The sequence below is a fragment of the Geminicoccus sp. genome (genome assembly GCF_035556675.1).
In the GTDB taxonomy this organism is placed as follows: domain Bacteria; phylum Pseudomonadota; class Alphaproteobacteria; order Geminicoccales; family Geminicoccaceae; genus Geminicoccus.
The window spans coordinates 19,725-31,335 of the sequence record NZ_DATMFZ010000315.1; the positions used below are offsets into that span (position 1 = coordinate 19,725).

Sequence of the window (11,611 nt, forward strand, 5' to 3'; positions counted from 1 at the left end):
TGGGCGGCCAGCTAGACCAGCGCCGGCAGGCCCGGCAAGCAGGACCAGCGCATGGCCGCCCTGCTCATTGCCCGGTCAGACGAGGCTGCCGTGGCAGGCCTTGTACTTCTTGCCCGAGCCGCAGGGGCAGGGCGCATTGCGGGATATCCGGCCCCAGGTCGACGGGTCGTCCGGATCGATGGCCAGGCTCGCGGCCTCGGCACTCGCACCGGCCATCGCCATGGCCGTGTTGCGCGCCAAAGCGGACACCCCACCGCCGGGCCGGCCGCGCCCTGCCTCCGGTTCGGCACTCGCGAACTGGGTAGGTGGCGGCGGTGGCGGCTCGATGCGCACCTCGAGCTGCATCATGACCTGGGTCACCATCTGGCGCAGCTCGAGCAGCAGGGCGTCGAACAGGTCGAACGCTTCCCGCTTGTACTCGTTCAGCGGATCCTTCTGGCCATAGCCGCGCAGGTAGATGCCCTGGCGCAGATGGTCGAGGTGGAGCAGGTGGTCCTTCCAAACATGGTCCAGCACCTGGAGCAGCAGGCTCTTCTCGGCCTGGCGCATCACGTCGGGGCCATAGCGCTCGACTTTGGCGGCGTAATGGGCATCGGCGGCCTCGGTCAGGCGCCGGACGATCTCCTCGTCGGCGATCCCCTCCTCCTTGGCCCAGTCGGCCACCGGCAGGTCGAGGGCCAGGTAGCGGCGCACGTCGGTAGTCAGGCCGTCCGTGTCCCACTGCTCCGGATAGGCCTTCTCCGGGATGTGCTTGCGCACGATCTCGTTGATGGTCTGCTCGCGCATGTCGGCGATCGTATCGGCGACGTCCTCGGCCTGCATCAGCTCGAGCCGCTGCTCGTAGATGACCTTGCGCTGGTCGTTCATGACGTCGTCGAACTTCAAGAGCTGCTTGCGGATCTCGAAGTTGCGCGCCTCGACCTTCTGCTGCGCCTTCTCCAGCGCCTTGTTGATCCAGGGATGGACGATCGCCTCGCCTTCCTTCAGGCCCAGCTTCTGCAGCATCCCATCGATACGCTCCGACCCGAAGATCCGCATCAGGTCGTCGTCGAGCGACAGGAAGAACTTGGAGCGGCCGGGATCGCCCTGCCGGCCGGAGCGGCCGCGCAGCTGGTTGTCGATCCGCCGGCTCTCGTGGCGCTCGGTGCCCAGCACGTAGAGCCCGCCCGCCTCCTTGACCCGGACCTGCTCGGCCTCGACCTCGGCCCGGATCCGCGCCGCCTCCTCCGGGTCAGGGCTCTCGCCCAGCTCGTGCTGGATGCGCATCTCGGCATTGCCGCCCAGCTGGATGTCGGTGCCGCGCCCGGCCATGTTGGTGGCGATGGTCACCGCATTCAGCCGCCCCGCCTGGGCGACGATATAGGCCTCCTGCTCGTGGTAGCGGGCGTTCAGGACCTGGTGCGGGACCTTCTTCTTCTTCAGCTCGTCGGACAGCATCTCCGACTTCTCGATCGAGACCGTGCCGACCAGGATCGGCTGGCCCTTCTGGTGGGCAGCCTCGATCTCCTGGACGATCGCCTCGTACTTCTCGCGCGCCGAGCGGTAGACTTCGTCGTCCTCGTCCTTGCGCACCATCTTGCGGTGCGTCGGGATCTCGACCACGTCGAGCTTGTAGATCTCGGCGAACTCGGCAGCCTCGGTGGCGGCCGTGCCGGTCATGCCGGACAGCTTCTCGTAGAGCCGGAAATAGTTCTGGAAGGTGATCGACGCGAGGGTCTGGTTCTCCGGCTGGATCGCGACCTTCTCCTTGGCCTCGATCGCCTGGTGCAGCCCTTCCGAATAGCGGCGCCCTTCCATCATGCGCCCGGTGAACTCGTCGACGATGACGATCTTGCCGTTCTTGACGACATATTCGACGTCGCGGGTGAACAGGTGATGCGCCCGCAGCGCCTGGTTCACGTGGTGGACCAGGCTGACATTCTCGATGTCGTAGAGATCCGGCGCCTTGAGCAGGCCGGCCTTTTCCAGCAGCTCCTGGATATGCTCCTGGCCCTGCTCGGACAGCGAGACCGAGCGCTGCTTCTCGTCCTTCTCCCAGTCGCCCTCGACCAGCAGCGGCATGACCGCGTCGACCGCACGGTAGAGCTCGGAACTGTCCTCGGCCGGACCGCTGATGATCAGCGGCGTGCGCGCCTCGTCGACCAGGATGCTGTCGACCTCGTCCACGATCGCGAAACCGTGACCGCGCTGGACCATCGATTCGACGCTGTGCTTCATGTTGTCGCGCAGGTAGTCGAAGCCCAGCTCGTTGTTGGTCCCGTAGGTGATGTCGCAGCGATAGGCGTCGCGCCGCTCCTGCTCGGGCGTCTGCGGCACGACCACGCCGACCGTGAGGCCCAGGAAGCGGTGGACCTTGCCCATCCAGCCGGCGTCGCGGCGGGCCAGATAGTCGTTCACCGTGACGACGTGGACGCCCTTGCCGGACAGCGCGTTCAGATAGGCCGCGAGCGTCGAGACCAGGGTCTTGCCCTCGCCGGTGCGCATCTCGGCGATCTTGCCCTGATGCAGCACCATGCCGCCGATCAGCTGCACGTCGTAGTGGCGCTGGCCGAGCGTGCGCTTGGCCGCCTCGCGCACGGTGGCGAACGCCTCGACCAGCAGGTCGTCCAGCGTCTCGCCGCCGGCCAGCCGGCCCTTGAATTCGTCGGTCTTCGCCCGAAGTTGCTCGTCGGTGAGGGCCACCATCTGCGGCTCCAGCGCATTGATGGCGTCGACGTTCTTCTTCAGGCTCTTGATGACACGGTCGTTGTGCGACCCGAAGAGCCGCCTTGCGATGGCGCCGAACATGCCGCTGGGAAATCCCGCCAAAGAGTGGACCAGGCGCAGCCTGCGCCCGACCAGGGTCGGTGAGCTACGCCGTCATCCCAAAGGTGTCAACGCGACCCTGCTTGTGCAAGCCTGCCCGTGATGGCACCAGTCCATTCCGCTCAGGCCATGTTCCGGCCAACGACATGAAGAGGAGCACCATCGGTGCGTCTAGCGGTATTCGGCGTTTCCTTCCTCCTGGCGACGAGCGCGCTCGTCCATGCCCAGGAGTCTGCGCCCGCCCCGGCCGAGGCACAGACCCAGGCCGCCCCGGCCACGCCTGGCGGGGACCCGGTGGTCGCCCGGGTGAACGGTGAGGAGATCCGCCGTTCGGATGTCCAGCGCTTCCAGGAGAGCCTGCCCGAGCAGTATCGCAGCATGCCGCTCGAGATGGTGTTCGATCCGCTGCTCAATCGGGTGATCGATACCCGCCTGCTCGCCGAGAAGGCCGAGGCCGACGGCATCGCCGCCGAGCCGGCCGTGCAGGCCAAGGTCCAAGAAGCGCAGCAGGGCATCCTGCGCGACGAGCTGCTGCGCCGCGCGGTCGACGCCGCGACCTCGGCCGAGCAGCTCCAGGCGGCCTTCGACGCGGCCAAGGGCGAGGACGGCTTCGCGCTGGAGGAGGTGCGCGCCGCGCACATCCTGGTGGAGACGCCGGAGGCGGCCAAGGAGATCATCGCCCGGCTCGACCAGGGCGAGGCGTTCGCCGAGGTGGCGAAGAGCACGTCCAAGGATCCGGGCAGCGCCCAGCAGGGCGGCGAGCTCGGCTGGTTCACCCGCGACAAGATGGTCCCGGAGTTCAGCACCGCCGCGTTCGCCATGGAGCCCGGCAGCTACTCCAAGGAGCCGGTCCAGTCGCAGTTCGGCTACCACGTGATCCTGCTGGAGGAGAAGCGGAGCCGCGAGCCGAGCCTGGAGGAGATGCGCGAGGAGCTGTTCCAGGAGAACGCGCGCAAGGCGATCGAGCAGACCGTGGCCGAGGCCCGCGAGGGAGTCACGATCGAGAAGTTCAACCCGGATGGCTCGACCCCCGCACCCGCGGGCGAGGCAGCTCCCGCCGAGGGTGGTGCTGCGGCGCCGGCCGAGTAAGACTGCCGGCCAAGCAACGCTTCGCACCGAGAACCGTCGATGAGCCTTCCCGTCTCGCCGCTGGCACCCGAACGCCTGCCGGACCTTCCCCCGATCGCCGGCGTGCGCTTCGCCAGCGCCGAGACCGGGATGCGCTACAAGAACCGCAAGGACCTGCTGCTCGCGGCCTTCGATCCCGGCACTACGGTGGCCGGGGTGTTCACCCAGAACGTCGTGTGCGGCCACCCGGTGACCTGGTGCCGCCAGATCCTGCCGGGCGGCCGTGCCCGGGCCCTCGTGGTCAATGCCGGCAACGCCAACGTGTTCCGCGGTGCGGAGGGCGACCGGGCGGTGCGCACCGAGGCGGAGGCGACAGCCTCTGCCTTGGGCTGTGCGCCGGAGGAGGTGTTCGTCGCCTCCACCGGTGTCATCGGCATGAAGCTCGACGCCGAGCTGATCGCCCGCCACCTGCCGGAGCTGGCGGGGCGGCTCGATCCCGCCGCCATGGCGGATGCCGCCCGCACCATCGTCACCACCGACACCTTCCCCAAGGCTGCGGTGCGCAGCGTCGAGATCGACGGCCGCACCGTGACGGTCGCCGGCATCTGCAAGGGTTCCGGCATGATCGCACCCAACATGGCGACCATGCTGGCGTTCCTGTTCACCGACGCGGCGGTGGCCCCGGCCACGTTGCAGGCCATGCTCCAGGCGGCCGCCGACCGGTCGTTCAACTGCGTGACCGTCGACAGCGACACCTCCACCTCCGACACGCTCCTGTGCTTTGCCACCGGCAAGGCCGGCAACCCGCCGATCGAGGCCGACCATGGCCCGTTCGCCGATGCGCTCGCCGAGCTGTGCACCGATCTGGCGATCCAGGTCGCCAAGGACGGCGAGGGTGCGCAGAAGCTGATCACCGTCACGGTGGAAGGTGCCGCCGACGACCGTTCGGCGCGCCGGCTGGCCATGGCGGTCGCCGATTCGCCGCTGGTCAAGACCGCGGTGGCCGGCGAGGACGCCAACTGGGGCAGGGTCGCCATGGCGCTGGGCAAGGTCGGCCTGCCGATCGAGCTGGGTGCGCTGACCATCGCGTTCGGCGGCATCGCGGTCGCGAAGGACGGCGGTGCCGTCGCCGACCTGGACGAGGCGCCGGTAGAGCGGCACCTGAAGGGCCGGGACGTGCGCATCGACGTGAGCGTGGGCAGCGGCCCCGGCCGGGCCAGGGTGTGGACCTGTGACCTCACCCACGGCTACATCGACATCAACGGCAGCTACCGTTCCTGACCGTCCAGCCCGCGTCTGCAGATCATTTGCCATCTCCTGAGAAGCCGATCGTCCTCGTGGTCGCCTGCGCGCTCGTCGATCCCGACGGGCGCGTGCTGGTGGCCCAGCGCCCTGCAGGCAAGCCCATGGCCGGCCTGTGGGAGTTCCCCGGCGGCAAGGTCCAGCCGGGCGAGAGCCCCGAAGCCGCGCTGATCCGCGAGCTGGAGGAGGAGCTGGGCGTCTCCACCCATGCGAGCTGCCTGGCACCCCTCACCTTCGCCTCGCATGCCTATGACGGCTTTCACCTGCTGATGCCGCTCTATGTCTGCCGCCGCTGGCACAACGAGCCGGTGGGCCGGGAGCACCAGGCGCTGCGCTGGGTCCGGCCGCAGCGCCTGCACGAGCTGGCCATGCCGGCTGCCGACCTGCCCCTGATCGCCCCCTTATGCGACCTGCTCTGACCCATGGAGATGGTCGTCGGGGTGGCACTCCCCTTCTTCGCCGTGCTGATGTGCGGATTCCTGGCGCGGCGCCTGCGCATCCTGGACGACTATGGAGTCCGCGGGCTCAACGCCTTCGTCTACTGGTTCGCCCTGCCGGCCCTCCTGTTCTGGCGGGTCGCGGAAACCCCGTTCAGCAGGCTCTCCGACCCGACCTTCTACCTCGTCTATGAGGGCAGCGGCCTGGTTCTCTACGGCCTGGTGTTCGCCCTGGTCCATCTGGTGCTGCGCCGCTCACGCGCCGAGAGCGCGCTGGCCGCTCTCGCCTCGAGCTGGGGCAATGTCGGCTACATGGGCGTGCCGCTGCTGCTGGCGGCCTATGCGCCCGAGCAGTCCATGCCGGCGGTGATCGCGACCGCACTCGACAACATCGTCCTGCAGACCCTGACCGTGGCGGTGATCGAATCCGGCGGGGGCACGCGCGGCAAGCGTCTGGGCGTGCTCGGCATCCTGCGCGGGATCTTCACCAACCCGCTGATCGTCGCGGTGATCGCCGGCTTCGTAGTGGCCTTCCTGGAACTGGAACTACCCTCCCCGATCCTGGGCTTCCTCGCCCTGCTGGGGCCGGCATCGGGCCCCGGCGCCCTGTTCGCGCTGGGCGCCACGCTGACCGGCGGCTTCGGCCCCAGCCGCGACCTCGGCCTCGCCGCCAAGATCGTCATCGCCAAGCTGGTGGGCCTGCCCGCCCTGATGATGCTCACCCTGACGCTGGTGCCTCTCCCAGCCGACCTGGTCGAGCCGACCCTGATCACCGCCGCCCTGCCGACCGCGGCCAGCGTGTTCGTGCTGGCCCAGCGCTACCAGGTCCTCGAGCGCCCGATCGCGCTCGTGGTGTTCGCCAGCCACCTGCTCGCCATCGCCACGCTGACCGGGCTGCTCGTGCTGTTGTAGGCGCGCATGTTCCTCTCATGTCATCCCCCGGCTCGACCGGGGAATGACATGAGGGAGGGCATGGCTGCTGGCTCCGCTTAGGAACCGGGCAGCCGTTGCCGGTTCGTAACCGCCTCTAGCCGGCACCCGCTCCCAGCAGGTTGTCCTCCCACCGCGCCTTGATGTGCGGCAGGCGCAGCTCGTCCGCCGCGCCATCCAGCAGTTCCAGCACGCGCGGCGGGGTCAGCGGGATCTCGCGGACCGGGCGGCCGGTGGCGTTGGCGACGGCGCAGGCCACCGCGGCGGCGACGTTCAGGATCGGCACCTCGCCGGCCCCCTTGGTACCCAGCGGACCGATCGAGGGCGCGCCCTCGTAGAGGTCGATCTCGACCGGGACCACGTCCTGGGCCAGCGGCACCCGGTAGGTCTCGAAGCCCTGCTGGCGCACCTGGCCGTCCGGCCCGATCGTCACCTCCTCATGCAGCGCATAGCCCAGGCCCTGCACCACCCCGCCCTGGATCTGGCCATGGATGGCGCGCGGGTTGATCGCCCGGCCGACATCCTGGACGACCCGGTAGGCCAGCACCTCCACCTGGCCGGTCTCCGGATCGACCGCCACCTCGCACTCGTGCACCGCGAACACCGGCAGATCGAGCGCGTCGACCAAACTGCCGGCGGTGCAGCCCGGCCGCGACGCCGTGCCCGGTGCGGTGAACGCACCGCTGCCAGAGATCGGCCCGCTCACACCTTGAGCGCGCTGGGCCACCGCCGCGATCGAGACCCTGACCTGCGGTGCGCCCACCACCTGGACATGGCCCGCCTCCAGCACGAGGTCGTCGGGGGCCGCCTCCAGCATGTCGGAGGCGATCTGGAGCAGCTTCGTGCGCACTTCCTGGCAGGCGGCGATGCTGGCCGCCCCCAGCGACACGGTGGTCCGCCCCCCGCCCACGCCCACGTCGTAGCCGGCCGCATCGGTGTCGGCCTGGCGCACCACCACGTCCTCCGGGCGCAGGCCCAGCGAGTGGGCCACGATCTGCGGCAGGGCCTGGACCATGGCGCCCGAGCCGATCTCCACGCCCGAGGTCACCACCGTGGCGGTGCCGTCCGGGTTGAGGTTCACCGTGGCGGCCGACGGGCCCACGAGGATGAGCCAGGTGCCGACCACGGTGGCCCGGCCGACCAGCCGCCCGTCGCTCACCAGCGGCCGTTTCGGCGCCTTGTCCCGCAGCGCCATCATGCGGTCCAGCATGGGCCCCAGCACGTCGCCCTCGAACACCTGGCCGGTAGCGCCGATCGCCTTATCGCCGATCACGTTGCGCTTGCGGAACTCGAGCGGATCCATGCCGATCGCCTGGCAGATCTCGTCGGTATGCCGCTCCAGCGCGAAGACGTTGTAGGCGCCGTTGCAGGCGCGGAATGCCCCGGTCGGCGGGGTGTTGGTGTAGATCGCCTGGCTCACCAGGCGCACCGCCCCCAGCCGGTAGCTGCCGCCCAGCGTGTGCGCGGTCATGCTGGCCAGGAACGGCTGCTCGCCGCCATAGGCACCGCAGTCCATCAGTACCACCGCCTCGCGCCCCGCGATCTCGCCCGACACGGTGACCGCCGAGCGGATCCGGATCTCGGCGTTCTCCCGGCAAAGGGCGGTCAGCATCTCGTCGCGCCGGCTGTTCGCGAGCCGGACCGGCCGGCCCGCTGCGCGCGCCAGCAGGGCGGCGAACGGCTCCAGCCCGAACGCGAACTTCAGGCCGAACCCGCCGCCCACGGCCGGCACCACCACCCGCACGTCCGCCGGGCGCATGCCCAAGAGGCTGGCGGTGGCGTCGCGCACCGTCCAGGGCGCCTGGGTCGAGGTTTCGATCAGGACGCGGCCGTCCTCGAAGGTCGCGATGCAGGCACGCGGCTCCAGCGAGGCCTGATTCTGCCGCCCCACCCGGAACCTGCTCTCCACCACCGTGACGTCCGGCCGGGCGAACGCCGCGGCCACGTCGTCGCGCACCACGGTCGCCTCCCAGGCGACATTGCCGGCGCGCTGGCCGCCCGGCACGAATTGCGGGTAGTCGCGCCAGCCCGGATGGACCAGCGGTGCGTCGGGAGCGAGCGCCTCGGCCATGGTCAGCACCGGCGGCAGCGGCTCCAGCTCCACCACGATCGCGGCCGCGGCGGCCCGCGCCTGCTTGGCCGTGTCCGCCGCCACCGCGGCGATCGGCTCGCCGGCAAAGCGCACCTCGCCCGTGGCGAACAGCGTCTGGTCGCCCGCCACCATGCCGGAGCGGCCGGGTGCCTCCGCACTGCCCACCACCGCGCGCACGCCGGGCATCCGCCGTGCCGGTTCCAGGTCGACCCGGACGATCCGCGCCGCAGGCACCTCCGCGCGGCGCAGCGCTCCATGGAGCATGCCCGGGCGTGCCCGATCCACCGTGTAGCGGGTCTGGCCGCGCAGCTTGTCCGCGGCATCGCGCCTCGGCAGGTCCAGGCCGATCATGGGTGCGTTCATGGCGTGGCTCCCTCCGGCCGGCGCAGCGCCGCACCGGCTGCCAGTGCCGCCTCGATGATCCGCTCATAGCCGGTGCAGCGGCAGATATTGCCGGCGAGCGCCGTCCGGATCTCGGCATCCGAAGCATCGGGCCGGCGCTCCAGCAGGCCGGTCAGCGCCATCAATATGCCGGGAAAGCACATGCCGCACTGGACGGCATCGTGCTCCAGCATGGCCGCCTGCAAGGGCGACAGCCCGTTGCCTGCCGCTGCCAGTGATTCCACGGTGCGCACCGCCCGTCCCTCGGCCAGTCCTACGGGCAGGAGGCAGGCCGCCACCGGCTGGTCGTCCACGAGCACGGTGCAGGCCCCGCAGAACCCCTCGCTGCAGGCCTGCTTGGCTCCGGTCAGGAACAGTTCCTCGCGCAGCACCTCGACCAGCGGCGTCATCGGCGCCGCGGCGATCGTCCGCGCCTCGCCATTGACCGTGATCTGCATCGCCATGGCTCCCCCTCTCCGCTCAGGCCAGGGCGGCGGCGACCGCGCGCCGCACCAGCGCCGGCAGCACCCGCAGCCGATAGGACCCCGACACCTCGACGCCGTCGCGGGCCTGGAACCCGTCCAGCAGCCCCTTTGCCGCCTCTGCCGCCCCGTCCGGATCGAGGGCCTGTCCCTGCAGCCGCTCCTCCAGCGCCGGCCAGCGCCGCGCCACCTTCTCCACCGAGCCCACCGCCAGCCGCACGGCCTCCACCTGCTCGCCCCCGTCGAGCGTGGCCGCGAGGCTCACCATCGCCACCGGATAGTCCCCGGCCACGCGCAGCGGCAGCCGCACATGTGCCGAGCGCATGGCCCGCCGCGGCACGACCAGCTCGGTGAGAACCCGGCCAGGCTCGAGGCTCGCGCGCATCGCCAGGAAGTCGGCGAGCGCCAGCCGCTCCGTACCCCCCTTCCCCGTCACCTCCACGGTCGCGCCCAGGGAGAGCAGGGCCGGCACCAGGTCGGCGGCGGCGAAGTCATGGGCGCAGAGATTGCCGCCCACAGTCGCGACCGCGCGCACCGAGGGGTTGGCCGACCGCCCGGCCGCTTCGGCCAGCACCCGGCATTCCGGCAGGTCTGCCAGTGCCACCGCCAGCTCGGCATGGGTGGCGCAGGCGCCGATTCGGATCTGGTCGGGCTCGACCGTGATCTGCCGCAGCGCCGCGATCCGGGACAGCCCGACATAGGCCCGCCCGTCATGGCCCTGCTGGCCGGGCCGGCGCATGATCCAGGTAGCACCGGCCATGGGTGCGCCGGCAGCACCGCGCTCGGCCAGGGCCGCCAGCGCATCGGGCAGGGAAGTCGCCAGGTAGAGCCCGCCGCCGTTCGCCGATCCCGCCATCGCCCCCTCCTCGTCGTGCCGAGCGCTATGCAAGCCCCGGTGCAAGCAATGTCCTGCCAGGACGGCCTTCTGTTCTGGCGTCTCCAGCCGCGACCGCGCCGTGTCCGGCCGACGGTCGCCACCTCCCTGGCCGCTGCCGGCGCAGCTTCTTCGAGCCATTCTAAAAATGCAACCGGTCGTGCCGAAGCTCCCTGTACCGAGCGCTGTCCCACATTGCCCTCGATCCACAGGTCCAAGGCAACTTCAGTCATGTTTCCGGAAGAGTTATACTAAAAACTATTGCACGGTTCGCTGCATCTGCAACAACCTCGCGCGGTTGCGGCCGGATTGCGCGAAGCCCGAACAAAGCGAACTGCACTCCGGCAAATGACCGTCAAGAGCGACCAGAGACTTTGCCCGAGGACAGGGAGTTTCCGATCATGGACGTGCGGCGTCGGGTGCCTGTGCGATTTCGAGAAAAAATAAGGTCGCTCGTCGCCAGCCTGGCCCTGGCAGGCGGGCTGGCTATCGCGGCTGTGCCGGCGAGTGCTGCCGAGCCGTCCGACCTGAATACCCTGCTCGGCTCCATGGGCCTGTCACGGATCGCAGCCCAGGTCAGCGACCGGCCCGAGGACGTCCGCGGCGTGCTGCAGCGGCGGTTCGCGGAGGTCCGCAAGTCGATCGACCGCTGCCAGACTTTCTTCGGCCAGAACTTCCCGCGCGCGAAGGTTGACGCCATCCTCAAGGGCGTGGCGCTGAAGCCCGGCGGGTTCGATGCGGCGGTCGACGATGCCCATGCCCATCTCAGCGATGCGGCCAGCACCGGCAAGCTGTCCAGGCGTGACCTCGAAACTTGCATGCGGCTGGCCGACATGCGGATCGGCGGGCGCATCCAGTATGTGCGCAGCCTGGAGCAGATCGACCGCTCCCTCTACAAGTGCAACAAGGTCCTGGCCGCCGGCACGCCCAGCAAGGCGGCGGTCGACGTCCTGCGCACGCTCGACCGCCGGGCGGGCTCGCCCACCTACACCGAGGCCGGCACGCTGGCCGCCCTCGACCGCGCCTTCGGCCGGCCGACCGGCCTGACCAGGCTGGACCTGGATACCTGCGCTGCCGCCTACAATGTCGACGCGGAGCTCCTGCCGCGCTCGCAGGTGGGCAACATCATCGATAACTGCCCCTCCGGCCAGAGTGTCTGCGTAGGCTCCGGGCTCGACTACGCCTGCTGCGGCAGCGGCACCGTCTGCGCGGATTCCTGCGACGAGGACGGCGACTGCGA

Annotated in this window: 9 protein-coding genes; 5 read left to right on the plus strand and 4 right to left on the minus strand. The window is 70.0% G+C overall.

Annotated elements, in window-relative coordinates; genetic code table 11:
• Positions 1 to 75 precede the first annotated feature (75 nt).
• Positions 76 to 2,787 carry a preprotein translocase subunit SecA gene (gene secA, locus VNS22_RS22120; RefSeq protein WP_325736341.1) on the minus strand — a complete coding sequence of 904 codons (2,712 nt, stop codon included), beginning with the start codon at positions 2,785 to 2,787 and terminating at the stop codon, positions 76 to 78.
• A gap of 183 nt (positions 2,788 to 2,970) precedes the next feature.
• On the opposite strand from secA, the gene VNS22_RS22125 reads away from it, so the two are divergent.
• The 4 genes from VNS22_RS22125 to VNS22_RS22140 are packed head-to-tail and all read left to right on the plus strand — an operon-like array spanning position 2,971 to position 6,524.
• The gene (locus VNS22_RS22125; protein WP_325736343.1) at positions 2,971 to 3,894 is read left to right on the plus strand and encodes a peptidylprolyl isomerase; all 924 of its coding nucleotides are present in this window, start codon (positions 2,971 to 2,973) and stop codon (positions 3,892 to 3,894) included.
• A 39-nt stretch (positions 3,895 to 3,933) separates the two neighbouring features.
• Positions 3,934 to 5,154: a bifunctional glutamate N-acetyltransferase/amino-acid acetyltransferase ArgJ gene (argJ, locus tag VNS22_RS22130; protein ID WP_325736344.1), complete on the plus strand. Its 1,221-nt coding sequence runs from the start codon at positions 3,934 to 3,936 to the stop codon at positions 5,152 to 5,154.
• A gap of 26 nt (positions 5,155 to 5,180) precedes the next feature.
• On the plus strand, positions 5,181 to 5,594 hold the full coding sequence (locus VNS22_RS22135; RefSeq protein ID WP_325736346.1) for a (deoxy)nucleoside triphosphate pyrophosphohydrolase: 414 nt from the start codon (positions 5,181 to 5,183) through the stop codon (positions 5,592 to 5,594).
• A 3-nt stretch (positions 5,595 to 5,597) separates the two neighbouring features.
• Entirely contained in the window at positions 5,598 to 6,524 is a 927-nt protein-coding gene (locus tag VNS22_RS22140; RefSeq protein ID WP_325736348.1) for an AEC family transporter, read from the plus strand.
• A gap of 115 nt (positions 6,525 to 6,639) precedes the next feature.
• Here the strand turns inward: VNS22_RS22140 and VNS22_RS22145 are convergent, their stop codons facing one another.
• From VNS22_RS22145 to VNS22_RS22155, 3 genes are read right to left on the minus strand one after another with little or no spacing between them, the layout of a single operon-like run.
• Positions 6,640 to 8,997, minus strand: coding sequence for a xanthine dehydrogenase family protein molybdopterin-binding subunit (locus VNS22_RS22145; RefSeq protein ID WP_325736350.1), 2,358 nt, complete (start codon positions 8,995 to 8,997; stop codon positions 6,640 to 6,642).
• Positions 8,994 to 9,479, minus strand: a complete 486-nt coding sequence (locus tag VNS22_RS22150) for a (2Fe-2S)-binding protein (protein WP_325736351.1) — start codon at positions 9,477 to 9,479, stop codon at positions 8,994 to 8,996. Before VNS22_RS22150 ends, VNS22_RS22145 begins: the two co-directional genes overlap by 4 nt.
• Positions 9,480 to 9,495: 16 nt before the next feature.
• Positions 9,496 to 10,353, minus strand: a complete 858-nt coding sequence (locus tag VNS22_RS22155) for an FAD binding domain-containing protein (protein ID WP_325736352.1) — start codon at positions 10,351 to 10,353, stop codon at positions 9,496 to 9,498.
• A 419-nt stretch (positions 10,354 to 10,772) separates the two neighbouring features.
• Between VNS22_RS22155 and VNS22_RS22160 the strand changes: the two genes are divergently transcribed.
• Positions 10,773 to 11,611 (plus strand): hypothetical protein (locus VNS22_RS22160; RefSeq protein ID WP_325736354.1); only part of this gene is annotated, 839 nt, incomplete at its 3' end.

Excerpts from the sequence above, each read along its gene's own strand:
- argJ (WP_325736344.1), top strand. The coding sequence starts at position 3,934 with ATGAGCCTTCCCGTCTCGCCGCTGGCACCCGAACGCCTGCCGGACCTT.
- VNS22_RS22155 (WP_325736352.1), bottom strand. The coding sequence starts at position 10,353 with ATGGCGGGATCGGCGAACGGCGGCGGGCTCTACCTGGCGACTTCCCTG.
- VNS22_RS22140 (WP_325736348.1), top strand. The coding sequence starts at position 5,598 with ATGGAGATGGTCGTCGGGGTGGCACTCCCCTTCTTCGCCGTGCTGATG.
- VNS22_RS22145 (WP_325736350.1), bottom strand. The coding sequence starts at position 8,997 with ATGAACGCACCCATGATCGGCCTGGACCTGCCGAGGCGCGATGCCGCG.
- VNS22_RS22150 (WP_325736351.1), bottom strand. The coding sequence starts at position 9,479 with ATGGCGATGCAGATCACGGTCAATGGCGAGGCGCGGACGATCGCCGCG.
- secA (WP_325736341.1), bottom strand. The coding sequence starts at position 2,787 with ATGTTCGGCGCCATCGCAAGGCGGCTCTTCGGGTCGCACAACGACCGT.